This window comes from Rhodanobacter sp. AS-Z3 (assembly GCF_029224025.1).
Classification (GTDB): Bacteria; Pseudomonadota; Gammaproteobacteria; order Xanthomonadales; family Rhodanobacteraceae; genus Rhodanobacter.
The window spans coordinates 2055408-2071276 of record NZ_CP119392.1 but is presented as its reverse complement, the minus strand read 5'-3'; the positions used below and the strand labels follow the sequence as shown (position 1 = coordinate 2071276).

Sequence of the window (15869 nt, the reverse complement as noted above, 5' to 3'; positions counted from 1 at the left end):
CTTTCCCCATTCGCCAGGAGACCTCGTCATGACTACCACCGCCACCTTCGACCTCACCGGAAAAATCGCCATCGTCACCGGTGCCAGCCGCGGCATCGGCGCCGAGATCGCCAAGCTGTTGGCGGCGCACGGTGCGCATGCGATCGTCTCCAGCCGGCGTGAGGCCGACTGCCAATTAGTGGTCGACGAGATCATCGCGGCCGGCGGCTCGGCTGAAGCGTTCGCCTGCCATATCGGCGAACTGGCGCAGATCGAGACACTGTTCGCGCACGTGACGCAGCAACACGGGCGGCTCGACATCCTGGTCAACAACGCGGCCACCAACCCGTACTTCGGCAGCATCCTCGACACCGATCCGGCCATCTTCCAGAAGACCGTCGACGTCAACATCCGCGGCTATTTCTACATGTCGACCCACGGCGCCAAGCTGATGGCCGCCAGTGGCGGCGGCGCGATCGTCAATGTGGCTTCGGTCAACGGCGTGGTGCCCGGTTTCCAGCAGGGTATCTACTCGATCACCAAGGCCGCGGTGATCTCGATGACCAAGGCGTTTGCGGTGGAATGCGCGGCGGCCGGCGTGCGTTGCAACGCCTTGTTGCCCGGACTTACCGACACCAAGTTCGCCTCGGTACTGGTGAACACACCGGCGATCCTCAAACAGGCGCTGGCCCACGTGCCGATGCGCCGCGTGGCGCAGCCGTCGGAGATGGCTGGCGCGGCACTTTATCTCGCCTCCGATGCGTCGTCGTATACGACCGGCGCGGTGCTGAACGTCGATGGCGGCTACCTCTGTGTCTGATCTGAGCGACACCATGCTCAGCGATTTAATTCTCATCAACATCGACAGGAATCAACCATGAGCGAACCTTCCGCGCGGCGTGTTGCCGGCAAGCACGCCTTCGTCACCGGCGCGGCCGGCGGACTCGGCGCGGCGATCGCACGCATGCTCGCGCGCCACGGCGCGAAGGTGTTTCTGACCGATATCGACGAAGCCGGCGTAAGCATCGTGGCTGACGAGATCAACCGTGAGCGTGGCGAGCAGGTCGCATGGTGCGCCGCCCAGGATGTGCGTGACGAAGATCGCTGGCAGGCGCTGCTCACCGAAGCGGTCGCGTCGATGGGCGGTCTTTCCGTGCTGGTCAACAATGCCGGCATCGGCTCGCTCGGCACGGTCGAGCAGATCGAACTGAAAGAGTGGCGGCGGGTGATGAGCGTCAACGTCGAGAGCATCATGCTTGGCTGCAAACATGCGTTACCGCACCTGCGCGCGCAGCAGCCGGCGTCGATCATCAACATCTCCTCGCTGGCGGCGTTCAAGGCCGGTCCCGACTACACCGCGTACAACACGTCCAAGGCAGCGGTGGCGATGCTGACGAAATCCGTGGCGATCGACTGCACGCGGCAAAAGGTCGACGTGCGCTGCAACTCGATCCATCCGGCCTTCATCCGCACCGGCATCGTGGCACCGTTCTTCGACGCGTTGGGCGAGGAAGAAGCCACCCGCAAACTCACCCACGGCATTCCCATGCGTCGGCTCGGTGAGCCGGACGACGTGGCGTATGCCGTGCTTTACCTGGCCTCCGACGAAAGCCGCTACGTCACCGCCGCCGAAATGGTGATCGACGGTGGCGCCTGCGCCGTATAGTCAAAGCAACCACTCCCCTTCCCGCATCACGGTGAATCCCATGTCCCACGTCAATCGTCAGTTGCGCCTGAAAAGCCGTCCCGAAGGTCTGGTCTCGCGCGACAACTTCGACCTCGTCGAGCAGGCCGTGCCCGAACTGAAGGACGGCGAGGTGCTGATCCGCGTGCTGTATCTCTCGATGGACCCAACCAACCGCATCTGGATGCGCGACATCCCGCAATACCTGCCGCCGGTGGCGATCGGCGAGGTGATGCGCGCGCTCGGACTGGGTCGCGTGGTGGCCTCGCGCTCCTCGCATTACGCCGAAGGCGATCTGGTCCAGGGTGTCACCGGTTGGCAGGACTATCTGGTGCTGCACGAAGACGCGAAGGGCTACGTGCGCCTGCCCGCCGATCCCGGCATCCCGTTGCCCACCCTGCTCGGCGCCTGCGGCATGAGCGGCGTCACCGCCTACTACGGCCTCACCGACATCGCGCCGGTACATGCCGGCGAAACCCTGGTGATTTCCGCTGCCGCCGGCTCAGTCGGTTCCATCGCCGGCCAGATCGGCAAGATCATGGGCGCGCGCGTGGTCGGCATTGCCGGCGGCGCGGACAAGTGCCGATACCTCGTTGACGAACTCGGCTTCGATGCCGCCGTCGATTACAAGGCCGAAGACTTCAAGCAGCAACTCAAGGCGGCCACCCCCGACGGCGTCCACGTGAATTTCGAAAACGTCGGTGGCGAAGTGATGCGTGCAGTGCTGTCACGCATGGTCATCGGTGGGCGGGTGGCACTGTGCGGCATGATCTCTGGCTACAACAGCGGCGAACGCCCCAGCGACGACTTCAGCCCGTTCATCATGAAGCGCCTCACCCTGCGCGGCTTTCTGGTACTGGACTACACCAGGACAAAAGAAGCCGTGGGCGCCATCGCCGGATGGATTCGCGCGGGCCAACTGAAGACCGAAGAGACGGTGGCCGAAGGTCTGGAAAATGCGCCGGTCGTGCTCAATCGCTTGTTTGACGGAAGTCATCGCGGCAAGTTGGTGCTGCGCGTTGCCGCAGAAGCATGAGCGCGATTTCCCAAGCTCAGGTTTGCCGTGCTGCCCCAGTACCGAAGTGACGGCCCGGTTATCCGACGCCGTAACCAGCACCACTGGAACTTCCTGCCGAACCGGAAAAAGCGTAAAACCTATCGTATCCCGCAGACCCTGGTTTGCCTTGGCGCCATGCGGGCATCACCCGACGTACTTCAATCCATCCGCGATTCCTCGAACGGAGCTGGCCCATGTCTGTGAAGAAATTCCGCCCACTGCTGATCCTGACCTGCATGCTGGGCACGTGTGCTGGCGCCACCGGCAGCGATGTCGCCGCAGACCAGCAGGCCGCCATGCTGGGCTTCACGCCCGCCAGTGCTGCCGCCCAGCTCAGCCTGGAGCAACGCTTCGACGCCCAGCTCAGCCCGGCCGATCAGCGTGCATGGATGAAACAGATGTCGTCCGAGCCGAACCAGGTCGGCTCACCGCACGACAAGGCCAACGCGGAATTCATGCTGAAGAAGTTCCGTGCATGGGGCTGGGATGCACGTATCGAAACGTTCGACGTGCTCTATCCCACGCCGAAAAAGGTCGCACTCGAACTGCTTGGCCCACATCCCTTCACGGCCAAGCTGCATGAGCCTGCAGTCGCCGGCGATGCAACTTCCGGCCTGCCGGGCGTATTGCCGCCGTACAACGTCTACGGCGGCGATGGCGACATCAGCGCCGAGCTGGTCTACGTCAACCACGGCATGCCGGACGACTACACGGAGCTGGCCCGCCGCGGCATCGACGTGCGCGGCAAGATCGTCATCACCCGCTACGGCGGCGGCTGGCGTGGCCTGAAGCCGAAGCTGGCGCAAGAGCACGGCGCAGTCGGCTGCCTGATCTACTCCGACCCGCATGACGACGGATATGCACGGGGCGACACCTACCCCGAGGGCGGCTGGCGTCCGGCGGATGGCGTGCAGCGCGGTTCGGTCGCTGACATGCAGCAATACCCCGGCGACCCGCTCACCCCCGGCATCGGCTCCACTCCCGGGGCGAAGCGACTGGCGATCAAGGATGCAAAAACCATCCTGAAAATCCCGGTGCTACCGATTTCCTACGCCGATGCCACACCGCTGCTGCAATCACTCACCGGCCCCGTGGCTCCGCCGAGCTGGCGCGGTTCGCTGCCGCTGACGTATCACATCGGCCCAAGCTCGGCCAAGGCACACATGACCGTGCTGTCGGACTGGAGCCGCAAGCCGGTTTACGACGTGATTGCGATGATCAAGGGCGCCACCGCGCCGGACCAGTGGATCATCCGCGGCAACCATCACGACGGCTGGGTGTTCGGCGCGTGGGATCCGCTGGCGGGCAACGTCGCCTTGCTGGACGAAGCCAAAGCCATCGGCAGCCTGCTCAAGCAGGGCTGGCGGCCGCAACGCACCCTGGTTTATGCGAGCTGGGATGGCGAGGAACCCGGCCTGCTCGGCTCCACCGAATGGGCCGAAACCCACGCCAAAGAGCTGCAGGCCAAGGCCGTGCTGTACATCAATTCCGATACCAACGGGCGCGGTTTCCTCGGCGCGGGTGGCAGCCATTCGATGCAACATCTGGTCAACCAGGTGGCCGATGGCGTGATCGATCCGGAAACCCACGTCAGCGTCGGCGCGCGCGTGCGCGCCAAAATGCTGGTGGATGGCAATGACAAGAACGGCAACCCTGAAGCCAAGGAGTCTGCCAAGCTTGTCGCGGGCGGCGGTGACCTGCCGATTGAAGCGCTGGGCTCGGGCTCCGACTACAGCGCCTTCCTCGAACATCTGGGCATCGCCTCGCTCGACCTCGGCTTCGGCGGCGAGGACGACAACAACGGCATCTACCACTCACGCTACGACTCGTTTGATCACTACATCCGCTTTGGTGATCCGACCTTCGAATACGGCGTGACTCTGTCCAAAGTCGCAGGCCACATTGCGCTGCGCATGGCCGACGCCAACGTGTTGCCTATGCGCTTCGGCGATTTCAGCAGCACGCTCGACCGCTATGTCGGCGAACTCCACACGCTGGTCGACAACACACGCAAGGCCACCGACGAGCAACACCGTCTGCTGGATCAGCATGCATTCGCGCTCACCGTCGATCCGACCCGCCCCCTGGCACCGCCGGCACGCGACTCGGACATGCCGGCCATTGATCTGGCGCCGCTGGATCAGGCGGCGGCCAAGCTCAAGCAAAGCGCCGAAGCCTTCCAGACCGCCTATGCAAAACGCGCTGCCAGTGGCTTCGATCTGTCCGCCGCTCAACAGTTGAAGTTGAACCGGCAAATGGGCCGCATGGAACAGGCGCTGACGGATGCCGCCGGCCTGCCCGACCGGCCGTGGTTCAAGCACTTCATCTATGCGCCAGGCATGCTCACCGGTTACGGCGTCAAGACGGTGCCCGGCGTGCGCGAAGCACTGGAAGCGCGCCGCTGGAACGAAGCCAACCGCTATGCGGTGATCACCGCGAAGGTGATCGACGGCTACTGCGCGCAACTCGACCAGCTGACGGCCATGTTGAACAAGGCGTCGTAGCCTTCAAACAGGCTGACGAAAAAAGGGCAGCCATTTGGCTGCCCTTTTCGTTGTATACCTCCGAGCCAAGACACGACTTTGTCGCACTATCGCCTTGCCAGAAAACGCCCCATCGCCTGCTTGCCCAGCCGTGCTGACGGCCTGTCGTTTTCGAACGCCACCTCACCACGAATCAGCGTGCACTTGATCACACCGTCGTTACGGTTGACCACGCGCTGCAAGCCACCCATCGCTTCAAACGGTGCCTCGGCATAGCGATCCAGCTTGCTGCGTTTCAGTGCCGCTGGATCAAGCAACACAATGTCCGCCTGTGCACCGGGCTTGAGCACGCCGGCATCCACGTCAAACCATTCGGCTATCTCGCCGGTCAGCCGCCACACCGCTTTCTGGGGTGACATCACCGGCGCGTCCTGCACTGAAAGCTGCAGCAACGCCAGACCGAAGTTGTAGAACGCCATATTGCGCAGGTGCGCGCCCGCATCGGAGAAACCCATGATCGCGTAGGGCTGATTGAGGTTGATCGCCACGCGTTTGGGATTGTGATTGCCGATCAAGGTGGACCAGCGCAGCTTGGGGCCGTAGTCGATCACCAGATCCAGAAACGTATCCACCTCGTGCGCACCACGCTGGTCGGCAATCTGCCGGATGGTCTTGCCGACATAAGCCGGCTCGGGGCAGTCGATGACATGCGCATCGCCGAAGTCACGATGCCACACGCGCCCGCCCCACTTGCGCTGATACTCGGTCTTGAACTTCGCCCGGTAATCGGGGCTGGCGAACAACTTCTGGCGATCGAATTCGCGCTTCAAATGCAGCGCCGCCTCACCAGCAGGAAACTCCTCGAAGATCACGAAGTCGACGCCGTCGGCATATACCTGGAACGGTTGCGGCAGCGCCTGCCAGCGGAATGCCGCACCAAGACACGCGTTGAAGAAACGCGTAACCCCGCCCATCACGATGTCCAGCCGCGGCTTCGCCTTCACATCCATCAGCGTGATCAACGTAGTCTTCAACCGCCGCCGCAGCGCCAGACTGGCCGAGGTGAACAGGTAGAAGACTGCGTTGATCGGGTTGTTGAGATTCGGCGCGGACTGCAGGATCGCGCCGCGCCGACGCAGCACCTTGTGCAGACGCCGATACTCGCTCCAGCGCGCATACACCGACGGCAACGCGGACGAACGAAAACGATCGCCATCCACCTTGTCCCACGGATTGGTCATGCCCGACATGCCCAGCAGACCCTGGTCGATGCCGTCCTCCAGTTGCTGTTCCATCCAGCGCAACTCGGTTTCGGTGGGCACCGCCTTCGGATCGACTGAACGCCCCAGCCCCATCGCGGCGGCACGCAAATCCGAATGCCCCATATAGCTGGCGATGTTCGGCCCCAGCGGCAGGCTGCGCAGATGCGCGACATAGCCGGCCGCATCGTTCCAGACTTTCTTTTCGCGCAGTGCCGGCAGCACATACTCGCGCGGGATGGACTCCACGCGGGTAAAAATATCCGACGCGTCTTCGGCATCGCTGTAGATCATGCTGATCGAACAACTGCCGACAAAGCACGTGGTCACGCCGTGCCGCACCGACTCCTGCAAGCCCGGCGCCAGCAACAGTTCGGCGTCGTAATGGGTGTGGATGTCGATGAAACCCGGCGTCACCCACAGACCCTTCGCATCGATCACCTTCGTCGCCTCGGCACTCGCCAGTGGCGCCTCGCTGATGGTGACCACTGCACCATCGCGCACACCGACATCCGCGATGCGCGGCGGCGCACCGGTGCCGTCGAACACGGTGCCACGTTGAATCAGCAGATCGTAAACAGCTGGCAAAACGGTAACCCCCGCGCCCGCGGCGCCATGGCATGGACCTCATGATCCTTCCAGATGTCATACCTTCCGTCTTGACAATTTGCGCCATCTCGCCAAGCTGCCGGTTCCTTCGTGCGGAATCCAGCCTGGGTATGCAGACAGCGAATCGCACCATTTCGCCGGCATTCGTCCGCCTGCTGCACGACTACGTGCAGTCACTTGGACTCGATGCGTGGCGTGTGCTGGGTGAAGCGCGGCCAGCAGAATCGCCGGAACAAGCCGTGGGTTTTCCCATGGCGCACTGGGTCGAGCTGCTGCGACGCGCGTCGCAGCATATGGATGATCCCTTGCTCGGCCTGCGTATAGGTCAGACCATCGAACCAAGACATCTGGGTACGCTGGGCTTTCTGCTGCAATCGCTGCCCACGCTGGGCGCGGCCATGCAAAAGCTGCAGCGCTATCAGCGGTTGGTGTATGACCAGACACCGATGCTGCAGTTGGTCGAAGCCGATTACGTGGATCTGGTCTGGGGCATCGATCAGGGCCAACCCGGAAGCCTCGCCGATGACACCTCCATCACTGCACTGATCTACTACTGCCGTGCCATCGCCGCCGGCCCGGTCATTCCGCAATACGTGCAGTTCGTCAACCCAGCACCACGCAACTGCGCGGCATATCGTGCAGCCTACGGTTGTCCGGTCGAGTTCACCGCACCGGTAACGCGCGTGCGCTTCAGCAGCGCCACGCTTGCCCTGCCACTGCGCGCCGCCAATGCCGACCTGTCCACTCTGATGGAACGGCAAACCGAGCAACTGCTGGCGCTATGGCCAACACCCGATGAACCCTTCGTTGCACACATACGCACCGCCATCGGTGCCCTGCTGCATGACGGCGAACCCACCCTGCCACGCGTCGCTGAACGACTCGCCGTCACGCCACGCACTGCGCAGCGCCACCTGCAACAGGCCGGCACCAGCTTCCGCACCGAACTGGAAACTGTGCGCCGTCAGATGGCTGAAATCTATCTGCGCGACGCGCGGCTGTCCGTCGCTGATATCGCACTGCTGCTGGGCTATTCCGAACACAGTGCGCTGACGCGGAGTTACCGGCAGTGGACCGGGCAGGCGCCGCGACCGCGGCGGTAGAAGCAGAAAACCCGTCTCGGGCGCGAAGGGCACATGCCTGCACTCATCTCGGCTACGCCAAGCTCGCGCTGTTCATCGGTTTCTCGCTGGCCGCGCTGTGGTACATCGGGAAGATGCGGAGCTTGCCATTGCATTGACTCAGCAGGTTTGCGCGTTGCGCCAACGACACCAAAAGTTCGGCGCATGATCACCGAAGGTTCTTCCACCTCGGCTGCTGGATCGGCGTTCAAAGCAGCTTGCGCAGACGCATCAGGTCTGGTTACGCACCACGATGCCGCTCAGCCAAAACTGCCACTACGTCGCCCAGCGACAAACCCCGAGCACGCAACGCCACGGTGAGATGGAAGATCAGGTCCGCCGACTCGCCCAGCAATTCTTCATCGCCCTGCACCACTGCTGCCAGCGCCGTTTCAACACCTTCCTCGCCGACCTTCTGTGCGATGCGGCGAATGCCGCCGTCGAACAATTTGGTGGTGTAACTGCCTTCGGGCCGCTCGGTGTGACGCTGTTCGACCAGCGCATCGAGTTCGGCGAGAAAGCCCAGCGGCGGGCGCACATCGGCGCTGTCACCAAAGCAACTGGAGGTGCCGGTGTGACAGGTTGGACCGTGTGGGTCGACCTGGATCAGCAAGGTGTCGGCATCGCAGTCGATGCGGATGGATTTGAACATCAACACGTGGCCGGAGCTTTCGCCCTTGGTCCACAGGCGCTGCTTGCTGCGGCTGTAGAAGGTGACCTCCGCGCTGGCTAGAGTTTGCGCCAACGCTTCGGCATTCATGTAGCCGAGCATCAGCACTTCACCGGTGAGCCAGTGCTGGATGATGGCCGGAAGCAGACCGCCGCCCTTGGGCCAGTCGAGGCGGCTGGTATCGATAGTGGAATGGCTCATGTCTGACTTTCCTTGAAACTCACAAACGCACAGGAACGCCCTGCGTTTGCAGGTACTGTTTGAGTGCGGGAATCGCGATGGCACCGGAGTGAAACACGCTCGCGGCCAATGCGCCGTCCACGTCGGCGTCGACGAAGGCAGCGCGAAAATGTTCCGGCTCGCCAGCACCACCGGAGGCGATCAGTGGCACGTGGCAGATCGCTCGTGCCGCGGAAAGTTGTTCAAGATCGTAACCGTTGCGCACACCGTCACTGCCCATGCAGTTAAGCACGATTTCGCCGGCGCCGCGCTGCTGCGCTTCCACGATCCAGTCCAGGCTCTTGCGCGCCAGTGCCTGCGTCTTCGTGGGATCGCCGGTGTACTGACGCAAGCGCCATTCGCCGTCAGCATCGCGCAACGAATCGATACCCACGACTACACACTGCACGCCGAAGGCGGCGGCGAGTTCGTTGATGAGTTCTGGCCGCTCAAGCGCAGGCGAGTTCACCGAAATTTTGTCGGCGCCGGCATGCAGCACGGCACGCGCTTCTTCGACCGAGCGAATGCCGCCGGCGACGCAAAACGGAATGTCGATCACGCGGGCAACCTTCTCCACCCACGCCCGATCCACGCTGCGTCCTTCGGGGCTGGCGGTAATGTCGTAGAACACCAGCTCGTCGGCACCTTCATCGCGATAGCGCAAGGCCAGATCGACGATTTCGCCCATCACCACGTGATCGCGAAAACGCACACCCTTGACCACCTGGCCATCGCGTACATCGAGGCAGGGAATGATGCGGCGGCTCAACATGCGAGTGCGTCTTCCAGTGTGAACAGCCCCTCAAGCAACGCACGCCCCAGGATCACGGCCCTCGCGCCAGCCTCGCGTGCGGCATGGATATCGGCCAGCGAACGCACGCCGCCGGAGGCCTGCAGGGCAAGCTCGGGCACGCGATCGGTGAGGTGACGATACAGCTCGATATTGAAACCGCTGAGCATGCCGTCACGCTCGATGTCGGTGCACAACAGGTGTTTCGCACCGCGTGCGGCGTACCACGGCGCCAGCTCGTCCAGCGTGGCCGCTTCGACTTCGGTCCAGCCGGCGCTGGGCAGCAGCCAGTCGTTGCCGACACGGCGAGTATCCAGTGCAAGGGTGATGCGGTCGCTGCCAAACATGTCCAGCCAGCCCGCTACCGTTTCCCGATCGCGAATGGCAACGCTGCCGAGCACCACGCGGCGCACACCAACATCGAATAACCGGCGCAGGTCGGCCTCGCCACGGACACCGCCGCCGGCCTGTACGTCGATGCCATGGTCGACAATCGCCTTGATCACGGCGAGGTTTTCCAGACTGCCCGAACGCGCGCCGTCCAGATCGACAACATGCAGCCAGTGCGCTCCGGCATGCAGGTAACGCAAGGCAAGCTCACGCGGGTCGGGCGTATAGGTGGTCTGCTGGGCATAGTCACCCTGACGCAGGCGCACCACGCGCCCTTCGCGCAGATCGATGGCGGGAATGATGTCGAAGCTCATAGGCTGAGGAAATTCTTCAACAGGCGAGCGCCCACGGCAGCCGAACGCTCGGGATGGAACTGCATGCCGTGGAAATTTCCACGGGCCACGATCGCGGAAAACTCACCGGCATAGTCGGCACAGGCGAGGGTAAAATCGCCCACTGGCACCGCATAGCTGTGCACGAAATACACCTGGTCTTGCTCACCCAGTCCGGCCAGCAGGGAATGCGCCTGCGTCGCACGCAGCCGGCTCCAGCCCATGTGCGGCACGCGTACACCCGGCGCCTCCCGGAAGCGGCGAACGGATGCGGGAATCACGCCAAGGCATTCGGTATCACCCTCCTCCGAATGCGCACACAGCAACTGCATGCCAAGGCATACGCCGAGCACTGGCTGGGTCAGGGAGCGCAACAAGTCGACCAGACCCAGATCATGCAAACGAGCCATGCCCGGACCCGCTGCACCGACGCCGGGCAGGATCACCTTGTCCGCGCCACGAATCGCTTGCGGATCGGCGGTCAGCGCCGCATCCACGCCAAGCCGTTGCAACGCATAGCGCACGGAACCGATATTGGTACCACCGGCATCGACGAGGACCACGCTCATTACAGCGTGCCCTTGGTACTGGGTAGCTCGCTGCCCTCGCGACGAATCGCCTGGCGCAACGTGCGCGCGACCACCTTGAAACAGGCTTCGACCATGTGGTGTGCGTTGTCGCCCTGCACACTCAGATGCAGGTTGGCACCCAGCGTTTCGCACAGCGAATGGAAGAAGTGCGGCACCAGTTCGGTCGGCACTTCGCCGACACGCTCACGCGGAAACCTGCCTTCAAATTTGAAGTAGGGACGGCCAGACAAATCCAGCGCAGCGCTGGCCTGCGATTCGTCCATCGGCAAGGTGAAGCCATAGCGACCGATACCACGCTTGTCGCCCAGCGCCAGCTTCAATGCCTGACCCAGCGCCAATGCACAGTCTTCGATGGTGTGGTGTTCGTCGATATGCGTGTCGCCATCACAGTTCAACGCCAACGCAAAACCGCCATGCTTGCCGATCTGTTCCAGCATGTGGTCGAAGAAACCCAGCCCCGTGTGCGCCTTCGGCTCGGCTACCCGATCGAGATCCACGCTGACGGTGATACGGGTTTCTTTGGTGTTGCGAACCACGCTGGCGGTGCGCGGCGCATCGAGCAACTCGTGCGCCAGTGCTTCCCAACTGACACCGAGCGGTCCCACACGGCAGCCACGCACGCCGAGGTTCGCGGCGAATTGCAGGTCGGTCTCGCGATCGCCAACCATGGCCGAGGCGGCGCGGCTCCAGCTGTCGTCGGCGAGGTAGTGACGCACCAATCCCACACCCGGCTTGCGCGTATCCAGACCTTGCTGCGGAAAGCTGCGGTCGACCAGCACTTCCCGAAAACGAATGCCTTGCGAGGCGAAGATGCCGAGCAACAATGCGTGCGGGCCGGTGAAGTCGGCCTCGGGAAAGCTGGCCGTGCCCAGGCCATCCTGATTGGTCACCATCACCAACTCGTAACCCGCCGCCGCGAAGCGCTGCAAGGCAGTGATCACACCCGGCAACAAGGCCAGTTTTTCGAAGCGGTCGATCTGCTCATCGGCGGGCTCCTCGATCAGGCAGCCATCACGATCGACGAAGAGAATTTTGCGCTGACTCATGCCGATCCCTCGACCACATTCTGACCAGCCATGACTGAACTCTTCAAGGCAGTGAGCATCTGCTCGTTCTCCGCAGGGGTACCGATGGTGATGCGCAAGGCATCGCCCAGATTCGGATAGCGCCGTACATCACGTACCAGCACACCGGCAGCCAGCAGGCGCTGATAAGCCGCACCGGCATCATCGAAACGCACGGCAAGAAAATTCGCGTGTGACGGCAGCACTTCGCGCACGCCAGGCAATTGCATCAGTGCCTTGCTCAGCCGCGTACGCTCGGCGCGAATGGTGGCCAGGTGCTCACGGGCATTCGCCTGCCCCCAGCCGGACAAACCCAGCAATGCGGCATGCACGCACGGTAACGGCAGCGGATACGGTGGCATGATCCGCCGCAGCAACGCGATCACTTCGGCGTTGGCCAGCAGGCTGCCGATGCGTGCGCCGGCCAGCGCCCATGCCTTTGACAAGGTACGCAGCACGGCGAGGTTTTCGTAGCGGTCGATCAAATCCGACACGCTGGCCACTTCGGCAAACTCGACATACGCCTCGTCCACGATCAGCAGTGCGCGGCCAGCCAGAGCCTCCGCCAGACGTTCGATACTTTCACGCGGCACCAGTTGCCCGGTGGGATTGTTGGGCGTGCAGATGAAGACCAGCTTCACCGCGGGAGTGACCGCAGCAAGCACCGCGTCCACGTCCAGCGTGGCGTCGGCGTTCAAGCCCACTTCGATAACGCCGGCGTTCTGAATTTTTGCGCATACTGCGTACATGCCGAAGGTCGGCGGCTGGATCAGGATGGCATCCTCACCCGCGCGACAGAACGCACGCACCAGCAAGTCGATCGCCTCGTCGCTGCCGCGCCCCACCAGCAACTGCTCACGGCGTACGCCGTACAGCGTGGCCAATGCTTCGATCAATGCAGCGGGCTGCGGTTCGGGGTAGCGGTTGCAACCCAGTCCGTCATCACCCACCGGCGCCCATGCCGATTCATTGGCATTGAGGAATACCTTGCCGCCGCTGGCTTCCATGCGCGCGGAGGAATACGGCTGCATTGCGCGAATTTCCGCTCGCGCCAGATCGAGCACGCTCATGACATCGCCTCCAATGCGGCCAGGCGCAAAGTCACCGCGCGGCGGTGCGCCTCCAGTTGCTCGGCAGCGGCCAGCGTGGCGGTACATGGGCCGATGTTGCGCAGCCCTTCAGCCGACACTTCCTGCACGCTGATCTGCTTCTGAAAGCTGGCCACCGACACGCCGCTGTAGCTGCGCGCGTAACCGTACGTCGGCAACACGTGGTTGCTGCCACTGCAATAGTCACCCACCGACTCGGGCGCCCACTGGCCGAGAAATACGGAGCCGGCAGTTTCGACATCCGCCAGCAATTCGCGCGGCGCGGCGACCTGCACGATCAAATGTTCCGGCGCATAGCGGTTGCTGACTGCAACCGCCTGCGCCAGCGACTCGACCAGAATCAGCCGGCTCTGTGCCAACGCCTGGCTGGCAATCGCGTTGCGCGGCAACTCGGCACACTGCCGCTCGACTTCAACCGCCGCCTTTTCCAGCAGCGCGGCGGACGGGCTCAGCAGAATCACCTGCGAATCCGGACCGTGCTCAGCCTGTGACAACAAATCAGCGGCGACGAACACGGGGTTGGCGTCCGCGTCGGCAATCACCAGCACTTCGGACGGGCCGGCCGGCATGTCGATAGCTGCGCCCTCCGGATCGGACGACACCTGCAATTTCGCTTCGGTGACCCACGCATTACCCGGCCCGAACAGCTTGTCGCACTTCGGCACGCTATCCGTGCCGTACGCCATCGCGGCAATTGCCTGCGCGCCGCCGAGCTTGAATACCTTGTGTACGCCGGTGAGTCGCGCCGCGTACAGCACCGCTTCGTCGCAACTTCCGTCAGCGCGCGCCGGCGAGCACAACACCACTTCGCGGCAACCGGCGATCTGCGCCGGCACACCCAGCATCAGCGCCGTCGACGGTAATGGCGCACTGCCGGCCGGCACATACAGGCCGACCCGGCTGATCGGTCGCAGCACCCGCTCGATACGCACGCCGGGCGCAGTCTCGACCGATACCGGCTGCATTGCCGCGGCGCGGTGAAACAGTTCGATGCGTGCGGCAGCTTCACGGATCGCCGCTTTCAGCGCAGGATCGAGCGCCGCCTCGGCCGCGATGAATTCAGATTCGTCGACAGCGATGGCGTCCAGTGTGCAGCGATCGTATTTCGCGCTGAGCTCACGCAGCGCCCCATCGCCACCTGCGCGCACGCTGGCGATGATCTGCGCGACACCATCGCGCAATTCGTCCGCACGCGACTGCGCCGGGCGTGCCAGCGCCTGGCCACGAGCAGCTTCATCCAGTGCGTTCCAGTCCAGAGTCTTCATGCGAGCATCTTCTCAACGGGAAGCACGAACATTTCGCGTGCACCGGCCTTCTTGATTTCCTCCAGCTGGCGCCAGCTCACTTCACCGGCGCACAGTGCCTGCAGCATCAACTGATCGGGCTGACCGAGCACCGGCAACAGGGTCGGCTGCGGGCCACCCGGCAACAGGCGGGTCACCGCCTCCAGCGTGTGCCGCGAAGTCTGCAGCAACAGCAGGCGTGACTCACGCACCTGGATCACGCCATCCAGCCGCTTCAGCAGCAGCTCCAGCATGTCGCCACGCTCGTCCACCGGCAGGGTCAACGCGCCGGCCAGCACGGCCTCGCTTTCCAGCAGCACATCGGTTTCGCGCAGCTGGTTGGCCACCAGTGTGCCGCCGCTCTGCACCAGATCGCAGATCGCGTCAGCGGTGCCCAGCTTGGGCGCGATCTCGACCGAACCGGCCAGGGTCATCACCCCCGCGTCGATACCCTGCGTGCGCAACCACTCGCCAAGCAGGCCGGGATATGACGTGGCAATGCGCGTTCCTGCCAGGTCCTTCGGCTCGCTGTATGCCATTTCCTGTGGCACTGCGATCGACAAGCGGCAACGACCAAAACCGAGCGGACGCAGCTCGTTCAGCGGTTCGCTGTCCGGCCCGGCGGTGAGCTGAAACTCGTTCAGCACATTGCGCCCGACAATGCCGAGATCGCATACACCCTGGGCGATCAGGCCCGGGATGTCGTCATCACGCACCAGCAGCAAGTCCACCGGCTCGCCTTCGCCGAAACAAAAAAGCTTGTCACGGCTTTGTCGGAAGGTCAGCCCACAACGGGTCAACAGATCCAGTGCCGGCTCGGTCAATCGACCGGATTTCTGCATGGCAATACGCAAACGATCCCGCGGCTTCATGCTTTTTTCCTTGCTGTCTGCGCCTGCTTCTTGGCGGCGCGGGCGGCGGCAGCCAGGTAGCCGCCACTGCCCTGATTGAGGTAGCGCGCCACCCGCCCGATGGTGGTGATGCTGACCGCGGTGCGCTCGTGGATTTCGCGGTAGGACACTTCTTCGAGCAGATATGGCACTACCCGCCAGCGATCCACCAGCACTTCCAGCTCGGCCGGAGTGCACAGGTCGCTGAGGAACGCGCCCATCTCCTCGCTGTTGCGCAAGGACAGCAAAGCCTCATAGAGGCTCTGCTCGGCAGAGCCGGGCGGGGATTCGGGATCGAGTGAACGACGCTTCATAATGTACTAACGCATTAACACAGTGG

15 protein-coding genes are annotated in these 15869 nt (G+C 63.3%); 5 read left to right on the top strand and 10 right to left on the bottom strand.

Annotated elements, in window-relative coordinates:
- Positions 1–28 precede the first annotated feature (28 nt).
- From PY254_RS09075 to PY254_RS09060, 4 genes are all read left to right on the top strand, one after another.
- Complete coding sequence (locus PY254_RS09075) at positions 29–799, top strand: SDR family oxidoreductase (RefSeq protein ID WP_281011739.1); 771 nt, start codon at positions 29–31, stop codon at positions 797–799.
- Between the two features lie 57 nt (positions 800–856).
- Positions 857–1645 (top strand): SDR family oxidoreductase, encoded by a 789-nt coding sequence (locus tag PY254_RS09070; RefSeq protein WP_281011738.1) that lies wholly within the window; start codon positions 857–859, stop codon positions 1643–1645.
- 40 nt (positions 1646–1685) lie between these two features.
- Complete coding sequence (locus PY254_RS09065; protein ID WP_281011737.1) at positions 1686–2699, top strand: NADP-dependent oxidoreductase; 1014 nt, start codon at positions 1686–1688, stop codon at positions 2697–2699.
- Positions 2700–2914: 215 nt separating this feature from the next.
- Positions 2915–5224, top strand: a complete 2310-nt coding sequence (locus PY254_RS09060; protein ID WP_281011736.1) for a transferrin receptor-like dimerization domain-containing protein — start codon at positions 2915–2917, stop codon at positions 5222–5224.
- Between the two features lie 86 nt (positions 5225–5310).
- Here PY254_RS09060 and PY254_RS09055 read toward each other — a convergent pair whose 3' ends face one another.
- On the bottom strand, positions 5311–7050 hold the full coding sequence (locus PY254_RS09055) for an N-acyl-D-amino-acid deacylase family protein (RefSeq protein ID WP_281011735.1): 1740 nt from the start codon (positions 7048–7050) through the stop codon (positions 5311–5313).
- Positions 7051–7181: 131 nt separating this feature from the next.
- Here PY254_RS09055 and PY254_RS09050 point away from each other — a divergent pair, with 131 nt between their 5' ends.
- Positions 7182–8174 carry an AraC family transcriptional regulator gene (locus tag PY254_RS09050; RefSeq protein WP_281011734.1) on the top strand — a complete coding sequence of 331 codons (993 nt, stop codon included), beginning with the start codon at positions 7182–7184 and terminating at the stop codon, positions 8172–8174.
- 259 nt (positions 8175–8433) lie between these two features.
- Here PY254_RS09050 and hisIE read toward each other — a convergent pair whose 3' ends face one another.
- Genes hisIE through PY254_RS09005 form a run of 9 tightly spaced genes read right to left on the bottom strand, consistent with a single transcriptional unit; the run spans position 8434 to position 15843 of the window.
- Complete coding sequence (hisIE, locus tag PY254_RS09045) at positions 8434–9063, bottom strand: bifunctional phosphoribosyl-AMP cyclohydrolase/phosphoribosyl-ATP diphosphatase HisIE (RefSeq protein ID WP_281011733.1); 630 nt, start codon at positions 9061–9063, stop codon at positions 8434–8436.
- 19 nt (positions 9064–9082) lie between these two features.
- On the bottom strand, positions 9083–9853 hold the full coding sequence (gene hisF, locus PY254_RS09040; protein WP_281011732.1) for an imidazole glycerol phosphate synthase subunit HisF: 771 nt from the start codon (positions 9851–9853) through the stop codon (positions 9083–9085).
- Complete coding sequence (gene hisA / locus PY254_RS09035; protein WP_281011731.1) at positions 9847–10575, bottom strand: 1-(5-phosphoribosyl)-5-[(5-phosphoribosylamino)methylideneamino]imidazole-4-carboxamide isomerase; 729 nt, start codon at positions 10573–10575, stop codon at positions 9847–9849. The genes hisF and hisA overlap by 7 nt, the downstream gene beginning before the upstream one ends.
- Entirely contained in the window at positions 10572–11162 is a 591-nt protein-coding gene (gene hisH, locus PY254_RS09030) for an imidazole glycerol phosphate synthase subunit HisH (RefSeq protein ID WP_281011730.1), read from the bottom strand. Before hisH ends, hisA begins: the two co-directional genes overlap by 4 nt.
- Positions 11162–12229, bottom strand: a complete 1068-nt coding sequence (gene hisB, locus PY254_RS09025; RefSeq protein WP_281011729.1) for a bifunctional histidinol-phosphatase/imidazoleglycerol-phosphate dehydratase HisB — start codon at positions 12227–12229, stop codon at positions 11162–11164. The genes hisH and hisB overlap by 1 nt, the downstream gene beginning before the upstream one ends.
- Positions 12226–13317, bottom strand: coding sequence for a histidinol-phosphate transaminase (gene hisC, locus PY254_RS09020; RefSeq protein ID WP_281011728.1), 1092 nt, complete (start codon positions 13315–13317; stop codon positions 12226–12228). The genes hisB and hisC overlap by 4 nt, the downstream gene beginning before the upstream one ends.
- Positions 13314–14621, bottom strand: coding sequence for a histidinol dehydrogenase (gene hisD, locus PY254_RS09015; RefSeq protein ID WP_281011727.1), 1308 nt, complete (start codon positions 14619–14621; stop codon positions 13314–13316). The genes hisC and hisD overlap by 4 nt, the downstream gene beginning before the upstream one ends.
- A complete protein-coding gene (gene hisG, locus PY254_RS09010) occupies positions 14618–15511 on the bottom strand; it encodes an ATP phosphoribosyltransferase (protein WP_281011726.1) in 894 nt (297 codons plus the stop codon). The genes hisD and hisG overlap by 4 nt, the downstream gene beginning before the upstream one ends.
- Complete coding sequence (locus PY254_RS09005) at positions 15508–15843, bottom strand: YerC/YecD family TrpR-related protein (RefSeq protein WP_281011725.1); 336 nt, start codon at positions 15841–15843, stop codon at positions 15508–15510. Before PY254_RS09005 ends, hisG begins: the two co-directional genes overlap by 4 nt.
- Positions 15844–15869: the final 26 nt, after the last annotated feature.

What these genes read in the sequence shown, in the direction of transcription:
- PY254_RS09060 (WP_281011736.1), top strand. Translation starts at nt 2,915, where the DNA reads ATGTCTGTGAAGAAATTCCGCCCACTGCTGATCCTGACCTGCATGCTG.
- PY254_RS09065 (WP_281011737.1), top strand. Translation starts at nt 1,686, where the DNA reads ATGTCCCACGTCAATCGTCAGTTGCGCCTGAAAAGCCGTCCCGAAGGT.
- hisH (WP_281011730.1), bottom strand. Translation starts at nt 11,162, where the DNA reads ATGAGCGTGGTCCTCGTCGATGCCGGTGGTACCAATATCGGTTCCGTG.
- hisF (WP_281011732.1), bottom strand. Translation starts at nt 9,853, where the DNA reads ATGTTGAGCCGCCGCATCATTCCCTGCCTCGATGTACGCGATGGCCAG.
- hisC (WP_281011728.1), bottom strand. Translation starts at nt 13,317, where the DNA reads ATGAGCGTGCTCGATCTGGCGCGAGCGGAAATTCGCGCAATGCAGCCG.
- PY254_RS09050 (WP_281011734.1), top strand. Translation starts at nt 7,182, where the DNA reads ATGCAGACAGCGAATCGCACCATTTCGCCGGCATTCGTCCGCCTGCTG.
- hisIE (WP_281011733.1), bottom strand. Translation starts at nt 9,063, where the DNA reads ATGAGCCATTCCACTATCGATACCAGCCGCCTCGACTGGCCCAAGGGC.
- hisG (WP_281011726.1), bottom strand. Translation starts at nt 15,511, where the DNA reads ATGAAGCCGCGGGATCGTTTGCGTATTGCCATGCAGAAATCCGGTCGA.
- PY254_RS09070 (WP_281011738.1), top strand. Translation starts at nt 857, where the DNA reads ATGAGCGAACCTTCCGCGCGGCGTGTTGCCGGCAAGCACGCCTTCGTC.
- PY254_RS09005 (WP_281011725.1), bottom strand. Translation starts at nt 15,843, where the DNA reads ATGAAGCGTCGTTCACTCGATCCCGAATCCCCGCCCGGCTCTGCCGAG.
- hisD (WP_281011727.1), bottom strand. Translation starts at nt 14,621, where the DNA reads ATGAAGACTCTGGACTGGAACGCACTGGATGAAGCTGCTCGTGGCCAG.
- PY254_RS09075 (WP_281011739.1), top strand. Translation starts at nt 29, where the DNA reads ATGACTACCACCGCCACCTTCGACCTCACCGGAAAAATCGCCATCGTC.
- hisB (WP_281011729.1), bottom strand. Translation starts at nt 12,229, where the DNA reads ATGAGTCAGCGCAAAATTCTCTTCGTCGATCGTGATGGCTGCCTGATC.
- hisA (WP_281011731.1), bottom strand. Translation starts at nt 10,575, where the DNA reads ATGAGCTTCGACATCATTCCCGCCATCGATCTGCGCGAAGGGCGCGTG.